Source organism: Clostridium sp., from assembly GCF_018372875.1.
Lineage (GTDB): Bacteria > Bacillota > Clostridia > Clostridiales > Clostridiaceae > Clostridium.
Genome location: NZ_JAHAIF010000027.1, coordinates 1 through 25,042 on the forward strand (window position 1 = coordinate 1; position 25,042 = coordinate 25,042).

Annotated in this window: 23 protein-coding genes and 1 other annotated feature; of the genes, 3 read left to right on the forward strand and 20 right to left on the reverse strand. The window is 28.7% G+C overall.

From position 1 onward, the window contains the following. Positions 1–136: 136 nt before the first annotated feature. From KIB46_RS10095 to KIB46_RS10135, 9 genes are all read right to left on the reverse strand, one after another. Positions 137–553 (reverse strand): hypothetical protein, encoded by a 417-nt coding sequence (locus KIB46_RS10095; RefSeq protein WP_156561623.1) that lies wholly within the window; start codon positions 551–553, stop codon positions 137–139. A gap of 123 nt (positions 554–676) precedes the next feature. After that, positions 677–2,359 (reverse strand): diguanylate cyclase, encoded by a 1,683-nt coding sequence (locus KIB46_RS10100; RefSeq protein WP_291671656.1) that lies wholly within the window; start codon positions 2,357–2,359, stop codon positions 677–679. Between the two features lie 60 nt (positions 2,360–2,419). Beyond that, on the reverse strand, positions 2,420–2,545 hold the full coding sequence (locus KIB46_RS10105; protein ID WP_034866511.1) for a cyclic lactone autoinducer peptide: 126 nt from the start codon (positions 2,543–2,545) through the stop codon (positions 2,420–2,422). A gap of 33 nt (positions 2,546–2,578) precedes the next feature. After that, the gene (locus tag KIB46_RS10110; RefSeq protein ID WP_156561621.1) at positions 2,579–3,196 is read right to left on the reverse strand and encodes an accessory gene regulator B family protein; all 618 of its coding nucleotides are present in this window, start codon (positions 3,194–3,196) and stop codon (positions 2,579–2,581) included. Continuing rightward, positions 3,184–3,651 (reverse strand): hypothetical protein, encoded by a 468-nt coding sequence (locus tag KIB46_RS10115; protein ID WP_156561620.1) that lies wholly within the window; start codon positions 3,649–3,651, stop codon positions 3,184–3,186. Before KIB46_RS10115 ends, KIB46_RS10110 begins: the two co-directional genes overlap by 13 nt. Further along, a complete protein-coding gene (locus KIB46_RS10120) occupies positions 3,651–4,205 on the reverse strand; it encodes a DUF5317 family protein (RefSeq protein WP_156561619.1) in 555 nt (184 codons plus the stop codon). The genes KIB46_RS10115 and KIB46_RS10120 overlap by 1 nt, the downstream gene beginning before the upstream one ends. 192 nt (positions 4,206–4,397) lie before the next feature. After that, on the reverse strand, positions 4,398–5,624 hold the full coding sequence (locus KIB46_RS10125; RefSeq protein WP_363290413.1) for a U32 family peptidase: 1,227 nt from the start codon (positions 5,622–5,624) through the stop codon (positions 4,398–4,400). Positions 5,625–5,704: 80 nt separating this feature from the next. Next, entirely contained in the window at positions 5,705–6,232 is a 528-nt protein-coding gene (locus tag KIB46_RS10130; protein WP_156561617.1) for a DUF5662 family protein, read from the reverse strand. 83 nt (positions 6,233–6,315) lie between these two features. Further along, positions 6,316–7,713, reverse strand: coding sequence for a L,D-transpeptidase family protein (locus KIB46_RS10135; protein WP_156561616.1), 1,398 nt, complete (start codon positions 7,711–7,713; stop codon positions 6,316–6,318). A gap of 186 nt (positions 7,714–7,899) precedes the next feature. Here KIB46_RS10135 and KIB46_RS10140 point away from each other — a divergent pair, with 186 nt between their 5' ends. Next, entirely contained in the window at positions 7,900–8,823 is a 924-nt protein-coding gene (locus KIB46_RS10140; RefSeq protein ID WP_291671664.1) for a M15 family metallopeptidase, read from the forward strand. Then, positions 8,820–9,911: an amidase domain-containing protein gene (locus tag KIB46_RS10145; RefSeq protein ID WP_291671666.1), complete on the forward strand. Its 1,092-nt coding sequence runs from the start codon at positions 8,820–8,822 to the stop codon at positions 9,909–9,911. Before KIB46_RS10140 ends, KIB46_RS10145 begins: the two co-directional genes overlap by 4 nt. Positions 9,912–10,044: 133 nt before the next feature. Here KIB46_RS10145 and KIB46_RS10150 read toward each other — a convergent pair whose 3' ends face one another. The 3 genes from KIB46_RS10150 to KIB46_RS10160 form a co-directional block, all read right to left on the reverse strand. Continuing rightward, positions 10,045–11,604, reverse strand: a complete 1,560-nt coding sequence (locus tag KIB46_RS10150) for a helix-turn-helix domain-containing protein (RefSeq protein WP_156561613.1) — start codon at positions 11,602–11,604, stop codon at positions 10,045–10,047. Between the two features lie 329 nt (positions 11,605–11,933). After that, entirely contained in the window at positions 11,934–12,266 is a 333-nt protein-coding gene (locus KIB46_RS10155; protein ID WP_363290414.1) for a thioredoxin family protein, read from the reverse strand. A gap of 2 nt (positions 12,267–12,268) precedes the next feature. Beyond that, positions 12,269–12,733, reverse strand: coding sequence for a YdeI/OmpD-associated family protein (locus tag KIB46_RS10160; protein WP_156561611.1), 465 nt, complete (start codon positions 12,731–12,733; stop codon positions 12,269–12,271). A 96-nt stretch (positions 12,734–12,829) separates the two neighbouring features. Here KIB46_RS10160 and KIB46_RS10165 point away from each other — a divergent pair, with 96 nt between their 5' ends. After that, a complete protein-coding gene (locus tag KIB46_RS10165; protein ID WP_291671672.1) occupies positions 12,830–13,339 on the forward strand; it encodes a superoxide dismutase family protein in 510 nt (169 codons plus the stop codon). A 25-nt stretch (positions 13,340–13,364) separates the two neighbouring features. Here the strand turns inward: KIB46_RS10165 and tyrS are convergent, their stop codons facing one another. The 8 genes from tyrS to malQ all read right to left on the reverse strand — a co-directional run bounded on the left by tyrS (position 13,365) and on the right by malQ (position 24,937). After that, positions 13,365–14,570, reverse strand: a complete 1,206-nt coding sequence (gene tyrS, locus KIB46_RS10170) for a tyrosine--tRNA ligase (RefSeq protein ID WP_291671674.1) — start codon at positions 14,568–14,570, stop codon at positions 13,365–13,367. A 128-nt stretch (positions 14,571–14,698) separates the two neighbouring features. After that, positions 14,699–14,963, reverse strand: a binding site (T-box leader). 103 nt (positions 14,964–15,066) lie between these two features. Then, positions 15,067–16,149, reverse strand: coding sequence for an ABC transporter ATP-binding protein (locus KIB46_RS10175; protein ID WP_156561608.1), 1,083 nt, complete (start codon positions 16,147–16,149; stop codon positions 15,067–15,069). 12 nt (positions 16,150–16,161) lie between these two features. Next, positions 16,162–17,058, reverse strand: coding sequence for a sugar ABC transporter permease (locus tag KIB46_RS10180; RefSeq protein ID WP_291671676.1), 897 nt, complete (start codon positions 17,056–17,058; stop codon positions 16,162–16,164). Positions 17,059–17,200: 142 nt separating this feature from the next. Continuing rightward, a complete protein-coding gene (locus tag KIB46_RS10185) occupies positions 17,201–19,156 on the reverse strand; it encodes an ABC transporter permease subunit (RefSeq protein WP_291671678.1) in 1,956 nt (651 codons plus the stop codon). Then, a complete protein-coding gene (locus KIB46_RS10190) occupies positions 19,149–19,652 on the reverse strand; it encodes a hypothetical protein (protein WP_156561606.1) in 504 nt (167 codons plus the stop codon). The genes KIB46_RS10185 and KIB46_RS10190 overlap by 8 nt, the downstream gene beginning before the upstream one ends. A 63-nt stretch (positions 19,653–19,715) precedes the next feature. Further along, positions 19,716–21,011, reverse strand: coding sequence for an extracellular solute-binding protein (locus KIB46_RS10195; protein ID WP_291671680.1), 1,296 nt, complete (start codon positions 21,009–21,011; stop codon positions 19,716–19,718). Between the two features lie 60 nt (positions 21,012–21,071). Next, positions 21,072–23,447, reverse strand: coding sequence for a glycogen/starch/alpha-glucan phosphorylase (locus KIB46_RS10200; protein ID WP_291671682.1), 2,376 nt, complete (start codon positions 23,445–23,447; stop codon positions 21,072–21,074). 17 nt (positions 23,448–23,464) lie between these two features. Beyond that, complete coding sequence (gene malQ / locus KIB46_RS10205) at positions 23,465–24,937, reverse strand: 4-alpha-glucanotransferase (protein ID WP_156561603.1); 1,473 nt, start codon at positions 24,935–24,937, stop codon at positions 23,465–23,467. Positions 24,938–25,042 lie beyond the last annotated feature (105 nt).

The following is a 25,042-nucleotide window of genomic DNA, read 5'->3' on the forward strand; positions in this document are numbered from 1 at the left end:
TATATGATTAACTAATTTACCATATAACGAAGATGAAAGCTAGATATAATCTAGCTTTCACTTCTTAAAAATTTTATAAATTCCTAGACAGTAAAAAAGAAGGGATTATAAAACAAATAAGTTTTGTAATACCTTCTTATACTTCTAGATTTCCTCTACTAATTGATGTTGCAACTAATACAAGAAAACTTGATATAAACGCTCTAAATGCTTTAATCTGGTCTCTTTGAGAAACCTCATCCTCTATTGAAGTTTCATAAGCATCATAATTTATAAATAAAAAAATCGATGTAACTAAAAGGAATATTTCATTTGATATTATAGGTATCCTACTTAAGTCTGGTAAAGAATCACTTATGTTAGTATTGTTTAATTGATCTAGTAATTTAGCACGCTCTCCGCTAACAAACTCTATATTTAAAATAATTGCAACTAAAATAAGTAATAGTGAATCATACGAAATATTTAAAATATTTAATTGCTTAAAAAGTTCTTCCTCAGAAACTGAGGACTCATTATTTTTCTGGTTTTGGTCATTATTATTTTTTTCCATTACTATCCTCTTTAAGCATTTCTATATTGCATAGTATGACCCCACAAGCAATTTAGTGAATAAGTAAATTTTTTTGAACACCTAAATCTGACGGAATTTTACTTTGAAAATTCAAAGTTCTTTTTATTTTATTAACGTATTACTTTTTCCTAATGCTTTTATAAATACCTCTACTATTTCTTTATCAAATTGAGTACCACTACACTTTCTTAACTCTTCTACTGCCTCTTTAAAACTCTTACGTACATTATATGGTCTATTGGTTGTCATAGCATCAAAACTATCAGCTATAGTAAGTATTCTTGCTAGATATGGAATTTCTTCTCCTTTTAAATTACTAGGATACCCTTTTCCATCATACCTTTCATGATGATATAAAATTAATGGTATAACATTCCTAAGCGCTTTAACTTGCTTTATTATCTTTACACCACTTTCAGGATGCTTTTTAAGTTGCATCCATTCATCATCTGAAAGCTTCATTTTCTTACAAAGTATATCTTCATCTATATTAATCTTTCCTATATCATGCATATAAGCACCATATATTAAAGTATCTCTATCACTTTTAGATAAATTTAATTCTTCTGCAATAGCCCTACAGTATATAACTACTCTTTCAACATGTCCATATGTATATCTATCTTTAGCATTTATAATACTAATAAAAGTCTTTATTGATGTTACAAGTTCTATATCTTTTCCCTCAATATTTTTAGTTATTTCATCTAAAACTGAAGAATATGATTCAACCCTATTCTTAGAAAAGAACTTTGCTCTGTACAATGCATCATCTGCACATTTTATTAATTCTAAATCATCTTTAGCTTTATCAGGATATACTGATACCCCTATAGACACTGTTATTCTGCCACTTGGTTGATTCTCTTCTCCATAAAAATAAGTAAACTCAATTTCTTTACGCAATTTCTCTGCAACTTTTAAACCTTCTTCTTCTGTAGTATTTGGTAATATAACTGCAAACTCTTCTCCTCCATACCTTGCTACTATATCACCATCTCTTACATTATTAGATATAAGATTAGCTATAACTCTTAATATTTCATCTCCCCTTTGATGTCCATACAAATCATTATAATGTTTAAAATAATCAATATCTAAAAATATTAAAGATATCTTTTCTTCTTTACATTCACTTATCATTTTCTTTAAACTCTCATAAAAAAATCTATGATTATAGACTTCTGTTAATCCATCTTTATTTACTACCTCTTCTAGATGTTCTATATACTCATGTTCTATCCTTACATATATACCTAATATCCAAGCAGTTACAATAAAAATAGCTGACAAAATTAAATCTTTTTCAAAGTTATTATTAACCTTATCGCAAAATCCAATAATTAAATCTATAATCAAGATTATACATGATGAAATTCCAGCTACGCTTATACCTTTTTTCATACCCTCTTGTATAGTTGCGGATATAATCAGAAATAAATATAGGAACTTATATTCACTCTCATATCCTCCAAAAAATATAATTATAACTGAAAATAAAATTATATATATCTCCATTTCATATTTCTTTAATATATTGATGTACCACTTGTTAGACTCTTTAGAGATTGAACTAATCCATATTACATAAATAATAACTAAAAATAGTAATGGTAAAAAAACTATTTTTAAACTAAATACGTCGTATGGATTTTCTTGCGAAATTGTATTTCTATAATATAAATATTTACATAGTATAATACCTAAAGATAATAACGATATTATCTTTATCATATCTATTATATTTCTCAATTGAGTTTCTTTTGTATTTTTAACTTTATTCATACACTTATACCTCTAAAGTTGTAATGAGACCAATTAAGGTCTCATTACGCTTAGTATTACTTATTTGTCTCTTAAACATTCTGGTTCTTCTGGTTGATAGAAATACCATGTACAAGCAGAAGTAGCAACTATTGAAGCTATGAAAGTTGATATTGCTGCTAGAGACATTAAAATTTTCTTTTTCATCTTCTCACCTACCTTTAATTTTATTTACAATAGCTAATTTCTACCAAATAAATAATGAGCACTTTTAGTTAGCGAGAATACTTGCCAAACTATAGAAAAACACATACATAAACTGTATACTATGTATTTCTCCCCCCCACTTAAGTGGAATAATATAATATTTAAAGTGATAATTATTAAATAGATAGTTAATATCACTATTGAAGCTCTTTTTAATCTAATTCTCTTTTCTTCTTTCTTTATAGGCTTGGCCGAACTATCTATAGGTGCATATTTAAATATAATTATGTAAGACCAAATAAATATACATATGCATATAAGTATCATAAGGCTTATAGATACATCTATTTTTTTACTTATTATCCCTATTCCTATACATAGCACTGTTCCTATTGCCATACACTTTCCAGGTGAATCTGAATGTACTCCACCAGAACTTTTCCTTAGTATACTCCCTGTAAATGAAGCTATAAGAGCTTCTATTATTACTCCAAAAATTAATCCAAATACCACTATCAACCCTATTGACATAAAAATCTGGATTAACGAAAAAAACCCATAATTAATTACAGCTTCCTTATCTTTATCAAAATCTAATTCTTTTGAAATAAAACCTGATAACCTCTTGCATAATTTCTCTACGCTAAACATTTACTTTCCCTCTTTTTGATATATAAGTTATATAAAAGTATACATATAGCAAAAATTAACAAGGAAGGTAATCCACATATAGTCTTTATTTTAATATTCTCAAACATAACTGTAATATCATCTTTAAAAATAATATTAAGTAAACCTACATTCAAAAACTCTGATCCTAATAATATTATAGTTGATAAAATTGACGCTTTTATAGTTTTAATAGGGTCAATTTTGCAAACTCTTATTACTACTAAACTTTGAAAAATTATATTTAAAATCGTATGTACTCCATAACCAATAGGAAGGTTTCTTATTAAAAATACCCCTACATTGGATACTAAAATCGCTATTATAAAATCTTTTTTTTGTATTTTTGTTCTTGAAAAAATATATGCTGCTAGAATAAATAGTATTAACTCTGGAATCCCTCTAAAAATGAATTCAAATAAAGTTATTCTTAACATTATATATCCACCTCCAAATATTTATCATTAGCCTTTTTTATAGAATAGAAAATCACTAAAAAAACGAATACTCTTATAAGTATATCTCCTACACTTAAAATGCTATATCCTAAGTCTATATAGTCAGTTAAAATTTTAAATTTAGAAGCACTGTTACCTAAAACATGTATATCCTTTACAACATTAAAACTTTCTGGCTTCACATATCCAGTTATATATGAAAAGGAAGGAAATACTGGCATAACCCCACCATTTGCTTTAATTGCTACATCATTTAAAATTCCTCCACCAAATACGCAAGCAGATCCTATTAGTGCTATATTGTATATCTCATATTTAAATACTAGAAATAAATATGATGTAAGATATATAGTTTTTAAAAAGGATACTATTCTTAACATTTGATAGTTCTCATTAAAAATCATAACTTGTCCAACTACACTTATAATTTCTAAAATAACTATGGGATATATATGCCATGTTTTAAAAATAGGCTTTATACTAAGCTTTTTAATTCTCGCAACTAAAAAAGCTAGCAAGATAGTTTCTAACATTCTTCTCCTACTTTCCAATGTACATTTAACTTAAATTTCTATTTTATCCTTTACATTTTATCACTTTATGTTTTTTTTTCTACAATTGTATATATAAAATTCTTAATACCTTGCAATATTTACTATTTATAATTTTATTCTAATAAAAAAGACAACTATATTGTATATAATTGTCTTTCTGCGAAATTTAGTCTATAATTCTTTTCTAATAAATGTATTTTTTTCTACCTTAAATGGAACTTTTACCTTGCATATCATTCCTGGATGCGGACATCCTTCTACTTTTTCTCCATCTTCATTATATAATTCACTTACAATAAATTCTTTTCCCATTTCTGTAGGGGATAAAACTTCAACCTTATCACCTAGTACGAATTTATTTCTTTGCCTACATGTAGCTATTCCTGTTTCTTCATCATAATCTAAAACAATTGCTACCACATCATAATCTCTAACATGGAAATTTGTATTATATATTAACCCCTCACTCTTTGGTTCATTAAAGAAGAATCCTGTATAATATTCTCTATGACTTACTTTGTATAACTCTTCTTTAATTTCTTTTGGAAGCTTATATTCTTCTGGATTTTCATAATATAAATCTATAGCCTTTCTATATGCATTTACAACTAAAGCCACATAATACTCACTTTTATTTCTTCCTTCTATTTTAAGAGATGAAATTCCAGCATTCATTAATTTAGGAATATGATCTATCATACACAAATCCTTTGAGTTCATTATATATGTTCCCTTAGAATCTTCTTCTATAGGAAAGTACTCATTAGGTCTCTTTTCTTCTACTAATGAATATTTCCATCTACAAGATTGTGCACAAGATCCTCTATTAGAATCTCTTCCAGTCATATAACTTGAAAGTAGACATCTTCCAGAATAAGATATACACATAGCTCCGTGAACAAACACTTCTAATTCTAATTCTTCAGATATATTTTCTCTTATATCCTCTATTTCCTTTAAGGAACATTCTCTTGCTAGTACAACACGTTCTGCTCCAAGTGTTTCCCACATGTTACAAGCTTCATAATTTATTGTATTAGCTTGTGTACTTATATGTATAGGAAGATTTGTATGCTTTTTAACTACTGATAAAACACCTAAATCAGATACTAAAACTGCATCAATTCCTATTTCTTCAAGGGTTTTTAAATAAGGAATCATCTCTTTTATTTCTTCATTTCTAGGCATTACATTAATTGTACAATACATCTTTTTCCCTAATTCATGAGCTATTTTAACTCCTTCTCTCATATCATCAAAAGAAAAATTTTGTGCTGCTGCTCTTAAAGAAAATGCCTTACCTCCAAAGTAAACAGCATCTGCTCCATATTGAAATGCTATCTTTAACTTTTCTAAACTTCCTGCTGGTGCAAGTAGTTCAGTTTTTTTATATTTCATAATCATGTTTACCACCTTACATCTAATATCGCTATATATGACCTTATCAAAATTATTATTTTTTATCAATATAAAATTAATTATACTAGTATTTTTTTCTTTATATGCTGAAGGGTTTTATCTTCTCCATCTTCAGCTAACATTTTTAATAGCTCTTCTAATAACCTTCTGCTTTCAGGATGAATTATATAATTATCTTTTCTTTCTTCATAATATTCTAATGAACTACTATCATTATATTTTTCCTTTAAGTAATTTTTAGATGCACACATTCTATCTACAAACATTTCCACTACATACTTTGTGGGCATCCTCATTCCCATTAATCCATCTTCTTCTCTTATTCCATAGTCTATCCAATATTCGAAATGATGTTTATTTCTTCCTTTATGATGAAGCCATGCCGGTGAACATCCTTCTTTTACCTTTTGAATACCATTAGGACTTACATATCCCTTATAATATTTTATACCTGCTGAAAACTCTATCCAAGAATATTTTGACAAATCATGCAATACCCCTTGTTTATACAAACCTAGTTTAAAGCAATATTTCATTACCAATAACTTATGTGATGTTATTGTTTTAAAATGATTTATACAATTCATCTCCGTCCCCCCTAACAATAAAAATATATCATTATTAAACAAAAAAAGAAAACTCTTAATAAGGTAAGAGCTTTCTTGAAAAATTATTCAAAATAACATACTATTGGATCCCCAACCTTTATACTATTATATATTTCACTTGCCACATTATAAGGTAGGTTTATGCATCCATGAGATCCATTATTTTTATATATACTTCCTCCAAAACTATTTCTCCAGGTTGCATCATGAAGACCTATACCACCATTAAATGGCATCCAGTATGTTACTGGTGATGCATAGCCTGGCCCTCTTAAAACTCTATCTCTTTCTTTAGACTTTAACTTATATACTCCTTGAGGAGTTGCCCATCCCTTACTCACATTCCCTGTTACAATATCCCCTTCAGTCACTAAAACTCCCTCATTATAACACCATATATGCTGTTTTGTTAAATTAATCTCTACATAAGTATTTCCAATATCGGAACTTGTTCCATTTATTGTACTTTGAGCAATATTGTATTCCTTTGTAACAGTTTGTCCATTTTTTATTGCAGTAACTACTTCATCTACGTATCTCGTATTATTAATTTTCCTACCATAATCTCCCCCAGAAACATTAACTATATTTCCCGAAGATGCCTTAAAGCTTCTAGTTTTACCTACTGTATTATAACTAGAAGTTAAATTATTTATATAGGATGCTATTTTAGTCTTGTCTAAGCCAACATTATAATTTTCATCTAATGTTATCCACTGGCTTATTATTTCTCCGTCTATATATTTGCTTTTATCTAAAATCTTTAATGTTATTTTTGAAGATACATACTTATCCATTGTATTTTTAGCATTTGTTACCTCTTTAGACTTAGAATTGTAATTAGGATTTGTATAGCAACCTGCTTTCTCTAAATCTATTTCTTTTTTATGATTATTTATAGTATCACTTATACTTTTTAAAAGGACTTCTTTATTTATATACTTCCCGTTATCTTCTGGAATAATATCATACTTATAATTACTATATACTAAATTAGGATTTTTAGGTTTTATCATATTTTCTTCGTTAAGGCATTTTAATTCATTTATCTTTTTTTCTAATAATTCTTCATCATATTTCAATAATTTTTCTACTTTATATTCCTCTTTAGAAAATAAAGACCTTATCCACCCTAATGGATTTTGTTTACCTTTTATATCTTCAATTTTTTCTTCATTTATATCAAAATATAGACCAATATCTTTCCCACTTATTGTTTCCTCAATTCCGCCTCTTTCCTTAATTGTTAATAAATAATTTTCACCATCTAATGAAAGTTCTCCTTTTACTTCATTTACAGTTTTTCCAGAGATACTAATACTATTAATAGAAGCTCCAAAATAAAATCTATCTTTAAAATAGATTGCAAAAGCTAAGTATACTATTACAGCAACACCTATTATTGTAAATACAACCAACTTACTTTTATTCTTCCTATTTTTCTTACCATGCCCCTCCATGTACAAGACTCCTTAAATTATTATATAAATATCCTATAAAAACATTTATTTTATGCTACTTTATACTATGTTTTATTATTAACATTTAAAACATTTTTGCTTATTTTTTCATATTAAACTAAGTACATATTGGTATAATTCTTTGGATAACCTATATCTATATAAATTAATAAGGTGGTTATGCGTATGAAAAAGATATTAGTAGGTATTTTAAGCTTTTTATTAATATTTTCTAATGTATATGTAATTCCTAAAGCTAATGAATCTAATAACTATGAAAGAACTATGAAACAAGATATACTAACGCTTATGATTGCATACCCAGAGTCTGTACAAGGAGTTGTTAAAGAGAATGATAAGGTATATTGCGTTATGGCTTCTGGGAAAAAAATCTTATATGATGACAAAAGAGAAAAAACACATGATGAAAAGTTAGCAAATGCTGATTTGCAAGATACCTTAGAACAAGTCTATCCCTTAAACATAATAGACAATATTATGGAGAAAAACTTTGAACCCGGAAGAATAAGAAATTATGAATTATTGAATGAAGTATATGGCTCTTCAAAAAGTGCTATAGAAAAGAACTTAAAGCCCTTAAAATATGGGTATACCAACTATCAATTCAATTCTAAGAATAATGCAAATTTTTCTTTAGAACAGGCTTTGAAAGAAGTTATGCCATTAGCACAAAGTAGAAATGATATTGGAGCAATATTATATCCTGCTAGTGGTACTTATAATTATAGAATAATATCTGGAACTGGTAGATTAAGCGCTCACTCTTATGGAATAGCAATAGATTTAAAAAGCGATCCTAGGGATTACTGGAAATGGTCCACACCTGAAAAAGGTAGATCCAGATTATTAGAGTATCCAAAGGAGCTTATTGAAGCATTTGAAAATAATAATTTTGTGTGGGGAGGTAAATGGGGCCACTTTGACATCTTACATTTTGAATATAGACCTGAAATAATAATAAAAGCTAAATATTTTAGTAATAATGATTTAGAGAAGCCATGGTTTCATGGTGTTCCTTCTGATGATGAACATATAAAGAAATGTATTGAACTAATAGATAGTACACTTAAAGAGGAGGAATATTCATGAAACATTTTGTAGCAAAACTTATTACTTTTATATTACTATGCTCAACAATAGTCACATACTTTCCAAAAACTATTTGTGCAGATACAGAATTAACAAAAGATGAAATGAAAAAATATGTAGAAAATATATTTTTAATAAAAAGTAAATCTGTATTAACTGAAGATTTAGATTCTATACATTCACTTTATGATACCAATACTAAAAATGGACAATGGGCATATGAATATGAAGAAAGAAAAGTAAAATATATTAATAATTGGGCTCAAAAACAAGGCATAAAATTAACGAGTATTACACCTAAAATAGTATTTAGAAAAGCAAATGTTGGAGAAAAGGTATGCTCCTTCTATATACTATGTAATACTGAATATAATTATATATATCCTGATGAACCTCTTAAGGTAAATAGCTGTAAAATTGGAACATATCATTCCTTCCAACTTACTAAAAAGGATGGTGAATGGATAATTACAAAGGAATGGTATACAGACCCCTTTGCAGATTCGCTACAATTAGAAAATATAAAAGTTGATTCAATCAAGGAATATATAAATTCTCAGCCAGCTAGAGACTTTTCTAATTTAGATCAGAGAAGAGTATCAGCGGTAGAATATGCAAAAAAATACTGTGGCGCAGCTTCTACAGAAGATACAAAATTTAAATATAATAAAAATTATAGAGACTTTAATCCTGAAGGCGGGGACTGTGCTAACTTTGCTTCCCAAATACTTTATGAGGGTGGAAAATTCAAGAAAAATGGCGCTTGGAATTATGATAAAGGAAGTCCTAGTGCTTCTTGGGTTAATGCAGATAAGTTCACCTCTTATTGGCTTTATAGCGGAAGGGCTTCTTTGATTTCTAAAGGAAGCTATGAAAAAGTCTATAAAGACTCCTATAAACTTCTTCCTGGTGATTTTGTAGCTTATGAAAAGAAAGGAGATATTACACATATTTCTGTTGTAAGCGGTGCAGATTCTAAAGGTTATGCTTTAGTAACATGTCACAATACAGATAGATGTGATGTTCCTTGGGACTTAGGGTGGAGTGATAAAAAAATGAAATTTTGGCTAATTAGAGTACATTTTTAAAATGAGCTGTATCAGTTTTTGATACAGCTCATTTTTTTCCAACCTTATTATTTTACTTATTTCTTTATAAAAATATCCCATAAGTCTTAATTGTTCAAAATTTTCTTTTCTTCTATAGACTTCAATAAAGAACTTATACATTATCTTGTCTATATTCAGAAGGGCTTTTCCCAACATACTTTTTAAATTTCTTTGAAAAATGTTTTTCATTAGAGTATCCAACTAATAAACTTACTTCATAAACTTTTATATTGCTGTCTAATAAATAGTTCTTAGCCTTATCAATTCTAACTTTATGTACGAAATCCAAAAAGTTAACCCCAGTTTCTTGTTTAAATAACTTACTTAAATAAACGGGTGTTATAAAGATTTCATCTGCCACCTTAGCTAAAGATAATTCAGTATCACTATAATTTTTATCTATATATAAAATTACTGATTTAATTAATTCATTATCAGTATGGAAACTTGTCTGCCTTTTGATTTCTTTTAAAAATCCATTAACTTCACACTTTATTTTATCTATAGTATTACACTTCAATATTCTCTCATATACTATTATCTTATTATAGTATTTTGACTTTATACTACTATTTCCAAGACACTTCTTACATATAGTTCCTAATAATCTATTTGTAGCCTCTTGTATATGAATTTTACTTAAAGCTCCATTATTTATAAGAGAGGAATAAAATCTATCTACATTCTTATAAATTCCTTCCTCATCATTTGCTTTAAATGAATCTATTATATCCTTAGTTTCATCTACAGGATAGAAATCTAATTCAGCCAAATAAGTTCTTACGTTTTTTGTACTTATTATTTGTCCATCTCCATAAATCATTTTAAATTCCAAAACTGATTTTGCTGATTTATATGATTTGGATAGTTCGCTTAATGAATTAAATATTTTTCCTACAGCCATAGTTACTGAAGTATCAAAGTATATCTTAATCTTATCTTTTATCAATTTACAATCATTTAGTATTTCATCATAGGTTATTCCATCTTCAATACACACAACTAACAAAAGAACATTCTTATCTTTTACTACTTCATAATGCTTATAGCTTGAAAACTGTCTATATATATAATCCTTTAAGGTATCTAATGTTTCATTTAGTTTATTCTTTTCAAACTCATCATCAATATCTATAATGGTAGTTACTATTGGGGATTTTATAATATTAATTGTATACAATTTTATAATCTCCATTATTCCATTGAAATCATCAATGTTTCCATGAAGCATTTCTCTTAAAATACTTTCCTTAACTATAGGTATATTCTTTCTAAATACACTTATATTATCTTCATTATTTTTATCCTCTAAATCTTTTTTCACTATTAATACTTCTTTAATAATATTAAGACTATTACATGGATTAAATAAAAAATATAATTTCTTGCCATTATATCTTTGGTTTATAAGCTGAATATTTTCATATGAGCTTACAATGATAAATTCTGAATTTATAGAACCATCACCTGTTTTATTTAATACTCCTAAAATTTCTTCATAAGCATTATTATTTAATATAATAATGTCAGGATTATGAAATTTTATAGCTTCATATGCATCTTTAGTCACTACTTTATCACATACACTTAGATCATACTTTTCCCAATCTAAATGTATATAGTTATCCTCTTGTCTTTTAAAGCGTTCATCTACTATAAGTACTCTATACATTTTTATCCCCTCTATCTTAAGTACAAACCATCAATTACTAAATATTGATTTTACTTCTTATTATACCTTACTTTTAGGTAATATCATATATTCTTCATTAAAAATGAATACCTTTTTGTATAATTTTGAGCACTTTAACAAATCATGTATTCATTATATAATTTAAATACAGTTAAGAGTTGATTACACCCTATTATATTATCAACTCTACATACTTAATATTTGTGCCGAAATAGTTTATAACTAAATATAGGTTTATATGCAGTTATAAGTACCCCCAAAATAGGTAGGCTCCCCATTATTCCTACCTATTTTTTTGTTTCCTAAAATTAAAAAATCATATTGTAATAACGATTCATATCTCTCTCTAATTTTAATAAATCTAAATTTCTACCAACTCTTATATATTCTTTTCCATCTATAAACAATAAGAATACAGGTATAGAAAATATCCCATAGAATGCAGCTATATCTAAATGTTCTTCTCCATTTATTTCACAAGATTTTATATTAGGATATTTTTTTAATATATGTTCTATTTTAACTTTTATTACTTTGCAAGCTCCACATGAATCTCCAGAAAAATAAATAACCATCATTCTATTAGAATTAATTGACTTTTTTATCTCATCTGCTGAATTAAATTTATCCAAAGTAAACACCCCTATTTAATTTTAATTTTATCTTTAAGTTTTATTATTGCCTCATCCATTCTTTTTATTTTTGTTTCTTCTTTCTTTGCAGATGTTATCCACTGAATGTATTTCCTCTTATTAGAGTAAGATAAACTTTCATAAAATTCTTTTGCCTCTATATTATTATCTAATAAATTAGAAAACTCCTTAGGAACTTCCACTACTCTCTCTTCTTCATCCTTCTTAATTTCCACCTCTATGATATCACCATAAGTTTTTTCTATCTTATTCCTTATTTCTTTGGTTATACCAATGATATAACACGGTAGCCCCATCTTCACTATTGAGCCACTATATTCTTCACCATTAAATTTTGCTTTAACCTTCACTCTTTTACAACCAAACTCTTTTTCTACATCTATTGGAACTTCTATATATGTTGCATCTTTTCCTTCATGTTTTTTTATTTCAGCATTAAACTTATATATCTTCATAATTTTCTCCTTAGCTTTTAATAATGATATTATATCACTTAAATTTCTTTATTATCATAAGTTATTTATATATTAATTTTTTAAGGAGTATTAATATTGGACAATTTAAATTTGTCTATAAATTCAATTTTTAAATCTTATAATCCTACTAAACCTAATGCTTTTGCTAATTTAGAAGGAGGTGTTTTAGCTCCAAATATACGAGGTAAGATTTTCTTATTTCAAGTAGAAAATGGAGTCTATATTCAAGCTTATATTACAGGTATACCTATGAAAAATTCTGAAGGAAAGGAAGTAAGATTTCATGGATTTCATATTCATGAAAAGGGTGATTGTTGCCTTGGTACAGCTGATAATCCTTTCCCTTGCACAGGTAGCCATGATAACCCAACTAACTCTCCTCATCCTTTCCATGCAGGAGATCTTCCCCCTATATTATCATCTAATGGAGTAGGTATCTTATCTGTTTATACAACTTATTTTTCAGTTAATGATGTCCTTGGAAAATCTTTTATATTACATGAAAATCCAGATGACCTAAAAAGTCAACCTGCAGGTAATTCTGGCAAAAAGTTAGCATGTGGAGTAATTAAATCATACAAATAAGGGATATGCCATTTAGGCATATCCTCTATTTTATCTTCACCCTAATGAATTTTTTCTTTCCTATTTTAATTACATCGTTATTAATTAACTTAAAATCTATATCATTTAATTTCTCTTGATTCACTCTTACTCCACCTTGTGCAATAAGTCGTTTAAATTCACTTTTGCTAGATATAATATTATTCTGCACTAATATAGGAATCAAATTCGTTAATATATTACTTTCTGATTCTATCTCAGGTATATTATCTGGTATATCCTTTTTGCTAAATGCTAAATCATAAAACTCAATAGCCTCTTTAACCTCTAACTCTGAATGATATAAGCCTGTTATTATCTTAGCTAATTCAAATTTTATATCTCTTGGATTTTTACCTCTATCTAAATCTTTCTTTATTCTATCTATTTCATCTGGATGAACATCAGTTGCTAGCTCAAAGTACTTTATAATTAATCCATCTGGAATTTCCATAACTTTTTTAAACATTATATTAGCAGGTTCATTCACTCCAATGTAATTTCCCAAACTTTTACTCATTTTTTCAATTCCATCTAATCCTTCTAATATAGGCATAAACATAGCAATCTGTGACTCTTGACCCATATATTTTTGTAATGTTCTTCCCATTAAAATATTAAATGTTTGATCAGTTCCTCCTAACTCTATATCAGCTTTTAATTCTACTGAATCATATGCTTGCATTAAAGGGTAAAAAAACTCATGAACACCTATAGGAATATTATTTTTGTATCTATTTTGAAAATCATCTCTCTCTAACATACGTGCAACTGTTATTGTAGATGCTAGTTCAATAACTTTATCAAAAGTTATTTTACCTAACCATTTACTATTAAATCTCACTTCGGTTTTATCTACATCTAAAACCTTAAAAATCTGTTCCTTATAAGTTTGTGCATTTCTTTGAACTTCCTCTTCTGATAAAGCTTTTCTTCCCTTAGCTTTTCCTGTTGGATCTCCAATCTTTCCAGTAAAGTCACCAATTACAATTACAGCCTTATGCCCTAAATCTTGCATTTGTTTTATCTTTCTAAGAACAACTGCATGACCTAAGTGTATATCTGGTGCACTAGGATCTAATCCTAATTTTATAGTTAATGATTCATTATTCTTACTAGCTCTAACTAATTTATTCATAAGCTCTTCCTCATTAACTATCTTGTCTACTCCCTTCTTTATAATCTTCATTTGCTCCTCAACTGTTTTAACCATTTTAAACTCTCCTTATATTAAAATTTTAATATAAGCAAAATCTATAAGACTTTGAAATGCTCTTTAAAGATAATTTTCAAATAAGATAATAAATTAAATGAAAATAAAAAATCCCTCGTCCTTTATATCAAAAGGACGAGAGATTAAATCTTCGCGTTACCACCTTAAGTTTATAGACAACTTACATTGCCTACCTCTTCAAGTACTCCATATAATTGGTAATACTCTAGCACTATAACGTGTGCAGGGATCCGTCAACAGCCTACTAAATTAAATATCATTCGGTGTGAAGCTCAAAGATGTATTCATAATTAGTTTTTCTTGCACCTCTCATCATCCGGTTACTTTCTGTTAGATTTCCTAATTACTACTTCTTCTTATCTTAGCTTTTCATATCTTATACTCCGAAATACATATAAAATGTAAATCTTCGTTATGCAAATATTAAGTTAAAGATATTGTATTCCTCATTGAACTTTTTGTCAATTACTAGAATTTAATTAATTCTATTTTGAGTTTCAGCATCAAAGAAATGAATGGCTTCTGAATCTAACCCAAATACATGCTTTTCTCCAACTTCATATTTATAATGGCCTGGTACTGTTATCACTAAATCTTTTCCGCTATTAAGTTTTACAAATAAAGTTTTTTCTTTACCAAGGACTTCGATAACATCTATTATACCTTCAAACTGTTCATCACATTCTCCACTTAAGAATCTTTCAGAACGAATTCCAAGGAATACCTCTTTTCCTTCATAAGCTTTTAAGGCTTTTCCATCTACTTCATTTGGTGTAATTTTTATTATATTGTCTTCAGAAACAAATTGTCCTTTTACCATTTTTCCTTTTACCATGTTGATAGTAGGTGATCCTATAAATTTTGCAACAAACATATTTTGAGGTTTTTCATAGAATTCAGTTGGCTTACCTACTTGTTGTATTTTACCATCATTCATAAGAACTATTTTTGTTGCCATTGTCATAGCTTCTACTTGATCATGAGTAACATAGATAGTTGTTGTTTCCATTTGCTTATGAATTCTAACAAGCTCTACTCTCATATGTTCTCTTAGCTTTGCATCTAGGTTAGAAAGTGGTTCATCCATTAAGAATACCTTTGGCTTTCTAACAATAGCTCTACCTAAAGCAACACGCTGTCTTTGTCCACCAGATATATCAGATGGCTTGCAGTGTAAATACTCTTCAATTTGTAGTAATCTTGCTGCTTCTGTTACACGATCATTTATAATATTTTTTCTTTCTTTTCTCATACTTAAAGAGAATGCCATATTATCATAAACAGTCATATGTGGGTAAAGGGCATAACTTTGGAATACCATTGCAATATCTCTATCCTTCGAAGCTACCTTATTTACTCTTTTATCATCAAATACTAGATCTCCCTCTGTAACAGAGTTTAATCCAGCTATCATACGTAGTAATGTAGTTTTACCACAACCTGACGGTCCAAGTATTACACAAAAATCTTTATCTTCAATTTCTAAATTTATATTTCTTAATGTAAAATCTTCTCTACTTTCATACTTTTTCCCAATATTATTTAATGTTACCTTCATTGTTCACCTCTCCTATCCTTTTGTTGCACCATTTGAAAGACCTGCTACCAATTGTTTTTGAAGTACTAAGAATAATATTACAATTGGAATTGCTGTAAGTAACCCTCCAGCTGCAAATGCTGGTTCATTCATATTTCTAACATCATTAACTAGAGTAAATAACCCTGCTGCTAATGTATAATCTGCTGGTGTTGTTAATAATACCTTAGGTAATAAGAAGTCCATGAATGGTCCAATAAATGACCATAAAGCTGTTATTGCAAGCATAGGTTTTGCTATTGGCATAATTATAAGTCTATATATTTGCATTCCTGAACATCCATCAATCTTTGCCGCATCATCAAGCTCTGTTGAAATAGAATCCAAATATCCTTTTAAAATAAAGGTATTACTTGCAATTCCACCACCTGTATATATTAAAACTAACATCATTTGACGCGTAAATACAGGAGTAATATCAGAAATTATAGAGTACATTGTAAAATATGCTGTTATACCTACAAATGTTGGTATTGTTTGAACAAGCATTATTACCATAAGAGAAACTTTTTTACCTTTAAATCTATATCTTGAATATGCATATCCTGTAAATGAAATTACTACAACTGTTAATATTGCAGTGGCTATTCCTATAAAAAGTGTATTCCCCATCCACTTTAAATATAAAGTATTATTAAATAAATAATCAAAGTGCTTTAAGCTAAATTCAAATCCATCATTTAGTATTAAATATTTTCCTTGTTTGCCATTAAAGGATGAAATAATTATTTGTGCTATTGGCCATAGAACTATACATGCCCATGTAATTAATATTGCATAAGTTATTCCTAATCCTAATTTCCCTAAAGGAGTAAGAGGCGGTCTATCTGACAAATATAAATCATTCTTTTTCTTTTTAAATATCTTCATAATTACTTCTCCTTTCTAAATGCATCGGTGTTTCTATATCCTATATAAGCTATAACCATCAATGCAATTGAAATTATTACAGTAATTGCTGCACCTAATGCTTGATATTGGTTTTCTATAGTAAGCTTATATATATAAGATATTAAGATATTAAGATATCTGTTTCACCAGCCAAGTTTCCGTAAACTACTGGATTAAACGGTCCACCACTATTAAATAGGTATATATTAGAGAAGTTATTAAAATTAAATGTATATTGTCCAACTAAAAGTGGAGCTGTTTGGAATAAAACTAATGGAATTGTTATCTTTATTAATTTCTTAAATGCAGAGGCTCCATCGATATCAGCTGCTTCATATAAATCTTTATTTATAGATTGAAGCACTCCAGTTGCAAGTAAGAAAATATATGAACTTCCAAGCCAACCTTGTATACAAATAAGAACTACCTTTGATACAAATGGATCATTCTTAATTTGTAACCCCTCTCCAAAGACACCTCTTAACATTTCAGTTAAAACTCCATTTGGAGAAGATAATATACTAAAGAATAATATAGTAATAAATGCTGGCACAGCCCATGGTAATAAATATACTGACCTAAAGAAGGTCTTACCTTTTATTCTTTCATTATTTAAAAGTAATGCTAATGCAAAACCAATAAATATAGCAAGAGTAGTTGCGCCTAATGTCCATATAATTGTCCATCCAAGAATCTTCCAGAATATTGATCCTGCCATTCCTTCACCAAGAGCAATCATCTTGTAATTACTAATTATATCCCAACTAAATTTTGCTTGATGTTCTGGATCCATACCGGTTATTGAAAGCAAAATTGTTGTTACTATTGGTATAAATACTATGAAAATAATTATAACTAATGCAGGCATTGATACTAGATAAGGTAGTCCATCTTCTGAAAGACTTTGTCTAGTTTCACACCATGATCTTACTCTAGCACCTTTAATTTCTTCCTTTTCAACCTTATTTACATCCTTGAAGGAAAGAACTAACAGAACCAAAGCAATAACTAAGAATGCAATTGCAACTATCCCCTCCACCATAAAGATAATGGATCTATCAAGTTTTCCTGCACCTTTAGCAAGTGTTATCAGTCCTGCTATACCCTCACCCTTATAATTACCAAATCCAAGTGAGTAAGGAATTGCAATTAAATATATATATATTGTTGCTAAGAACATTATTATCGATTTTATATATTGTTTATTAATTAATTGTCCAAGTCCTGGTATTAAAACAGTAAGATAAGAAACTATTGGTATAGTTTTATCAACTTCTACAGGAACTGTTCTTCTAATATCTGCAACATTTATATTTACAGTATTAATTTTTTGCTTAAGAGTCTTACTTAACTCATGCTTCTTATTTTTAACAATTTCATTGTAGTAAGTTTTTTTAGACTCAAAAGATTTAACTAAAATTCTATCTTTTTTACTTCTCTTTAATCTTCTAATAGCCTCACCTTCAGCTTTTTCTGAAATTAGGCCTTCACTATGTCTAGATTTAACTATTTTAATATCTTCTTTTAAAATTCTATTTTCTTTTTCTTTAAATTTATTAAATTCCTCTTGGAACTTCTTATTATCATCATCTGATAGTTCTGATAAAGCCTTTTGTGCCTTATCTAGTTCTTTTTTGCTATCTTTAGCAAATTCAATTACTGGTGGTATTTGTATTATTTCCACCTTGCTTTGTTCATAAATCAGCTCAGCATCGTATGTTAGATTAATGTATTTTTCATAAAATCCCAACTTTTCTTTTGCTTTGAAATGTCTTATTTCAAGTCCATTTACTTTTTTATTGCTTGTACCATTAGTTAATTGATAGGATTTTACTTTTTCATCAAGCTCCTTTAAAAATAACTTTTCCCTATTTTTAAATTCAGCAAGTGCTTTATTATATTGATGATCTTTTTTATTTTTTTTTAATTCTTTTAATTTATTTTTTAATTCTACCTTTTCTGATTCATTTGCATTTTTAATCTTTTCTTGAAGATCAGCTACTTCATATAAATAAAGATTCTTTCTTTTATATTCATAATCTAAATTATCATATACAAATTTGTTGAACCTATTCAAATTTCTCTTCCCCCTTTATGCTTACTGCGTTTTTGTGTAGTATGTATAATCTTTTGTTTATATCTTTCCATAAATAAATTAGTACACATAGTAATCCTATATGGCAAATTACACTTATTATAAAAAATATTGAAAAGTATGTTTCTCCAAGAGTTGTAAAGAAAAATAATCCTATAGTTAATACCATCCATATAGCTACGAACAGCTTATTAACTCCTGTTTTTACAAGAGAGAAATAACTATTTAAACTTAGTGCTATGGGGGTTATTATTCTTATAAAGAAAACAGATAAACATGATGTCAAATATATTGAATACATTTCATTTGTCGTCTGACTTCTATCTATATTTAGCTTTGGATTTTGCAGCCATGCTTCAAATAAACCTGTATCTTTTGCTTTAATAAAACTCTCAATGGAATTCATCATAATAATCACTGCACACAATCCTACTATTAAATAAAATGTCTTTTTACTCATCTTAACTGTCGCTTTCATCTGCTCCCTCCTTAATTGTTAGAAAAGGAGAACCAGTCTCCTTTTCTATTTACTAGTTACTATTTATTTCATAGTTCCCATCATAGCATCTAATGAAGCCTTAACTTGTTTGTAAGCTTCTTCTGCATTAGCTGGCTTTTGAGCTGACCAAGATAATAATGCATTTTGCCATGAGTCCCAAACCTTACCATATTCTAAGAATAATGGTCTATTGATAGATGCTTCATATGAAGCATAAGTTGCTTCTATAACCTTTTCATTCATTCCACCAATTCCATCATAAGCTGATGGCTCAACATTTTCTAAGATCTTACCAGTAGAGTTAAATAAATCTTTAGCATATTCTGGGTTAACAATTTCTTTAATAAAGTCTTCAGCTAGAGCCATTTGAGCTTCGTTTTCTTCACATCTAGCATTTATTCCAAGACCCCATCCACCTTTCCAGTGGCTAAGTGCCTTACCATTTACAGTAATTTGAGAAAGTGGTAATACTTCTAGATTATCTGCTCCAACCTTATCAGATAATCCTGTAGTTGCCCAAGGACCATCTATTCTGATAGCTGCTCCACCATCAGCTGAGAATTGAGCATCTAAGTAACCAGAAGCTGCATCTTTATCCCAAAGGTCTGTTTTATTATCATAATTAGGCTTCCAGTAATTGTATAGAGATTCAAATAACTTTTGTTGGTCTGCAGTTAAGTCCTTCCATTCCTTAGTAGCATCTGTAGTTAATTTATCTCCATTCTTTGATAATAATTCAAATGATGCTGAATTTGTAAATCCTACTCCATACCAAGCATCATGAACTGGAACTACCATCTTACCAAATGCTAAATCATTAAATTCTATATTCTTAGTTAAATCTATTCCTGCTTTTTCTGCATTTCCCTTATTTACATAAGCCACTAATGTTTCTATATTATAAGGGAAAGCTAAATATTCATCACCTATTTTAAGATTTCCACCTAAACCTGCGTCATAATCTTTAAATCCTCCAACTTCTTCAGCCATAGCCTTAGCATCCATTGGAGCTAAAACGTTTTTATTAGCTAGGTCATAAAGTCTATCAGCTGATAATGCAAAAACATCAGCTACATCTTTATTAGTTACATCAGTCTTATCTATAACATCTAAATGATCGAATGCACCTACTGTAATAAAATTAATAGTAGCATTTGGATGTTCTTTCATTACTCTTTCTTTAACTTGTTCATAATAAGGAAGCCATGCTTCTTCTACTTGAACTGAAATAGTAGCTGCTTCATCTTTCTTAGAATCATCTCCAGATCCACCACATGCAGTAAGGCTAAATGCCATACAACCTAGTAATAAAGCTGATATAAGTTTCTTTTTCTTCATAATTAATCTCCTCCATCCCTTTTTTAAGTTATATAACTTTTAATAACTTACCTCTTTAATTTAAATTCTCCAAATATCTTTTGCATATTCTCTTATAGTTCTATCTGAACTAAAAAATCCAGCATTGGCAGTATTTATGAAACATTTTCTAGCAAAGCTTATTTCATCTTTAAACTCTTTATTCAACTTCATTCTAGCCTCAAAATATCTATTAAAATCTTGAAGTATGAAGTAGTGATCAGGCTTGTGCCAGCTTGTTCCTTCTAATAATGAATTGTATAATTCAAAGAAGCTTCCCTCTATAGCTCCTTCTTCGTCTTCCATTCCATCATCAAAAGTTCCATCCACTAAAGAATCAATAACCTTCTTAATGTGTTCATCATTTTCATAGATTTCTTTTGGGTCGTAACTATCTTTTATTGCCAAGATTTCTTCTTCTCTTGCACCAAATATATAGTTATTTTCCTCTCCTGCTTCTCTAACAATTTCAATATTGGCTCCATCATAAGTACCTAAAGTAACAGCTCCATTTAACATGAATTTCATGTTACCAGTACCTGAGGCTTCTGTACCTGCAGTTGATATTTGTTCTGAAACATTTGCACCTGGTATTAACTTTTCTGCATAAGACACATTATAGTTTTGAACAAAAACAACTTTTAATCTATCATTTGTTTCCGGATCATTATTTACAAGGTTAGATATTTCATTTATTAGCTTAATAATAGCTTTTGCCCTTGCATACCCTGGAGCTGCCTTTGCACCAAATATAAATGCTGTTGGTGTAAAATCTTTTATTTCTCCAGCCTTTAACCTATAATAAATATCTAAAATTGATAGTGCATTCATAAACTGTCTCTTATATTCATGTAATCTCTTTATTTGAATATCAAATATGAAATGCTCTTCTAATCTAATACCTTCATGTTTCTCTATATACTCAATAAGTTGACGTTTTTTCTTCTTCTTTATTTCGATGTATTCTTTAATTACACCATCATCATTAGCATATCTTTCTATATTTTTTAACTTATCCAAGTCTTTCAAAAAACTATCGTCTCCTACAAGTCTTGTTAATAGTTCAGTTAACTCTGGATTACAACATGCTAACCATCTTCTTTGAGTAATACCATTAGTTTTATTTTGGAACTTATCTGGATATAGTTCATACCATTCTTTTAAAGTATCCTTTTTTAATATTTCACTGTGTATTTCTGCTACTCCATTAACATACTTTCCTATATAAGTAGCCATTCTAGCCATATGAACTTGTCCGTCTGATATAATTTCATATTTTGCTATATCTTTTTTCTTAACCTTTAGCTTTTTAAGCTCTTTTACTAACCTCTTATTGATTTCTTCAATTACTGTGAAAACTTCTGGTGTATATTTTTGTACTAATTCAATATTCCATTTCTCTAAAGCTTCAGCCATTACTGTATGGTTTGTATAATTAAATATTTCCTTAGCCATTTTAAAAGCTTCATCAAAACTAACATTATTTTCAGTAGTCATAACTCTTATAAACTCAGGTATAGCAACTACTGGATGTGTATCATTTAATTGAATAGAATTTAGTTCTACCAATTTTGAAAAATCAGTGCCATACTCTTCTTTATACTTCTTTAATAAATCTTGAATTGATGCACTAGTAAAGAAATATTGTTGTCTATAACGTAATACCTTTCCTGCTTCTGTATTATCATTTGGATATAATCCTGCTGATATATTTTCAGCTTCTGTCTTTTCTTTTATAGCCTCATCATATTCACAATTATTAAATAGTTCAAAATCGAATTCGTTTACAGCTTCACTTTGCCAAAGTCTTAATGTACCTATATTTTCTGTTCCATATCCTATAATAGGCATATCATATGGCACAGCTACAACTTCCATATCATCAAATTTAACTTTAACACTGTCCTCAAATCTTCTTAAACTCCATTCGTCACCAAAAGCAGTCCAATTGTCTGCATATTCTTTTTGGAAACCATCCTCTATAGCTTGTTTAAACAAACCAAATTTATACCTAATTCCATATCCATTTAAAGGTATATCACAAGTTGCTGCACTGTCTAAGAAACATGCTGCTAATCTTCCAAGTCCACCATTTCCTAATGCCATATCTTCAATCTCTTCAAACTGATTTATATCAAACCCAATTTCATTTAATGCATCTTTAACTTCATCAAAAATTCCAATGCATATTAAGTTATTTTGGACTGCTCTCCCCATTAAAAATTCTGCTGATAAATAGTAAGCATGTCTGTTTTTATAAAAGTTTTTATTTGCTTCATTCCATCTATCTGCTATTTGAGAAATTACCACTTGTGCTACAACGTTATGCATTTCATGAATAGAAGCATCTTTAGCTTCTTTCCCATAATCTCTCATAAGATTATTCTTTATTTTATCTACTAATGTATTTACTTGCATCTAAACTTACTCCTTTATTAAATTCTTCTATATAGCTTGTTTAGTTCTTTTAACTTCTCTGCCAGTTCATCAGTAAGGTCGTTTTTGCTCATTCTCCATCTCCAGTTAGTACCTAATGTTGATGGAATATTTATTCTTGCTTCTTTCCCTAGATTTAAAAGGTCTTGCATTTGTAATATAGCTATATTGGCTACACTTGATATTGCAAGCTTTATAAATTTCCAGTTATCATTCTCATCTTTCATTCCTGTATAACTTTTACAAAACTCTTTTTCCTCTTTACTAAGGGAATTAAACCACCCTTTTATTGTATCGTTATCATGAGTACCAGTATAAACAACAACATTCTTTTCATAATTATGTGGTAGATATTCACTATCTCCTTTGGGATCAAATGCAAATTGAAGTACCTTCATTCCTGGATAACCACAATAATCTAATAGTTCTCTTACCTCTGGAGTTATATATCCTAAATCCTCTGCTATAACATCTATCTCTCCAAGTTCATTTTTTATGGCATCAAAAAGATCTTTTCCAGGTCCTTTTTCCCACTTGCCATTTATAGCAGTTTCATCTTCATAAGGAATTGACCAATAACTTTCAAATCCCCTAAAATGATCTATTCTTATTACATCAAATATTTCTAATGAAGACTTTATTCTTTCAACCCACCATTTATAATTTTTGTTCTTTAGTTCCTTCCAATTGTAAATTGGATTTCCCCAAAGTTGCCCTGTATCAGAAAAAGCATCTGGCGGACATCCTGAAACCTCTTTAGGTATTAACTCTTCATTTAGCATAAATATTTCTGGATTAGACCATATATCTGCACTATCTTCTGCTACATATATGGGAATATCCCCTATTATCTTAATGCCTTTATCATTTGCATATTTCTTTAACTCTTTCCATTGAGAACTAAACATATATTGTAAAAACATATAAAAATCAATTTCATCTTTTAATAAGTTTGAATATTTTACTATAGCTTCTGGCTTTCTAAATCTTATATCCTTGTCCCACTCTTTCCATGGTGCTCCATCTTTATAATCTTTAATTGCCATAAATAAGGCATAATCATATATCCAATCTTTATTAACCTTATTAAAATCTTCTAATTCTTTTTTAAGGTCTACTTTAGCTCTTTCATGAGATAACTTTAAAACCTTGTATCTATTTTTGTACATTGTTCCATAATCTATATCATTTTCATCATTACCGAAATCATACTCTTTGATTTCTTCTTGTTTTAATAATTTATCTTCTACTAACATATCCAAATCAATAAAGTAAGGATTTCCAGCAAAGGTTGAAAAAGATTGATATGGTGAATCTCCATAACTAGTAGGCCCAACAGGTAGTATTTGCCAATAACTTACTTGAGCTTTCTCAAGAAAATCTACAAACCTATATGCTTCCTTTCCAAAGGTTCCTATTCCATAGTTTGAAGGTAATGAAAATATTGGTAATATTATTCCACTCTTTCTCATACTACAACCTCATTAGTTTTTAGAAATGTAAAATACAATTCTATTTCTTTTCGAAAAGATTTCTTCCTTGTACCTAAAGTATAGCAATCTAAAACCCCCGCAGTC

Excerpts from the sequence above, each read along its gene's own strand:
- KIB46_RS10095 (WP_156561623.1), bottom strand. The coding sequence starts at position 553 with ATGGAAAAAAATAATAATGACCAAAACCAGAAAAATAATGAGTCCTCA.
- KIB46_RS10100 (WP_291671656.1), bottom strand. The coding sequence starts at position 2,359 with ATGAATAAAGTTAAAAATACAAAAGAAACTCAATTGAGAAATATAATA.
- KIB46_RS10105 (WP_034866511.1), bottom strand. The coding sequence starts at position 2,545 with ATGAAAAAGAAAATTTTAATGTCTCTAGCAGCAATATCAACTTTCATA.
- KIB46_RS10110 (WP_156561621.1), bottom strand. The coding sequence starts at position 3,196 with ATGTTTAGCGTAGAGAAATTATGCAAGAGGTTATCAGGTTTTATTTCA.
- KIB46_RS10115 (WP_156561620.1), bottom strand. The coding sequence starts at position 3,651 with ATGTTAAGAATAACTTTATTTGAATTCATTTTTAGAGGGATTCCAGAG.
- KIB46_RS10120 (WP_156561619.1), bottom strand. The coding sequence starts at position 4,205 with ATGTTAGAAACTATCTTGCTAGCTTTTTTAGTTGCGAGAATTAAAAAG.
- KIB46_RS10125 (WP_363290413.1), bottom strand. The coding sequence starts at position 5,624 with ATGAAATATAAAAAAACTGAACTACTTGCACCAGCAGGAAGTTTAGAA.
- KIB46_RS10130 (WP_156561617.1), bottom strand. The coding sequence starts at position 6,232 with ATGAATTGTATAAATCATTTTAAAACAATAACATCACATAAGTTATTG.
- KIB46_RS10135 (WP_156561616.1), bottom strand. The coding sequence starts at position 7,713 with ATGGAGGGGCATGGTAAGAAAAATAGGAAGAATAAAAGTAAGTTGGTT.
- KIB46_RS10140 (WP_291671664.1), top strand. The coding sequence starts at position 7,900 with ATGAAAAAGATATTAGTAGGTATTTTAAGCTTTTTATTAATATTTTCT.
- KIB46_RS10145 (WP_291671666.1), top strand. The coding sequence starts at position 8,820 with ATGAAACATTTTGTAGCAAAACTTATTACTTTTATATTACTATGCTCA.
- KIB46_RS10150 (WP_156561613.1), bottom strand. The coding sequence starts at position 11,604 with ATGTATAGAGTACTTATAGTAGATGAACGCTTTAAAAGACAAGAGGAT.
- KIB46_RS10160 (WP_156561611.1), bottom strand. The coding sequence starts at position 12,733 with ATGAAGATATATAAGTTTAATGCTGAAATAAAAAAACATGAAGGAAAA.
- tyrS (WP_291671674.1), bottom strand. The coding sequence starts at position 14,570 with ATGGTTAAAACAGTTGAGGAGCAAATGAAGATTATAAAGAAGGGAGTA.
- KIB46_RS10175 (WP_156561608.1), bottom strand. The coding sequence starts at position 16,149 with ATGAAGGTAACATTAAATAATATTGGGAAAAAGTATGAAAGTAGAGAA.
- KIB46_RS10180 (WP_291671676.1), bottom strand. The coding sequence starts at position 17,058 with ATGAAGATATTTAAAAAGAAAAAGAATGATTTATATTTGTCAGATAGA.
- KIB46_RS10190 (WP_156561606.1), bottom strand. The coding sequence starts at position 19,652 with ATGAAAGCGACAGTTAAGATGAGTAAAAAGACATTTTATTTAATAGTA.
- KIB46_RS10195 (WP_291671680.1), bottom strand. The coding sequence starts at position 21,011 with ATGAAGAAAAAGAAACTTATATCAGCTTTATTACTAGGTTGTATGGCA.
- KIB46_RS10200 (WP_291671682.1), bottom strand. The coding sequence starts at position 23,447 with ATGCAAGTAAATACATTAGTAGATAAAATAAAGAATAATCTTATGAGA.
- malQ (WP_156561603.1), bottom strand. The coding sequence starts at position 24,937 with ATGAGAAAGAGTGGAATAATATTACCAATATTTTCATTACCTTCAAAC.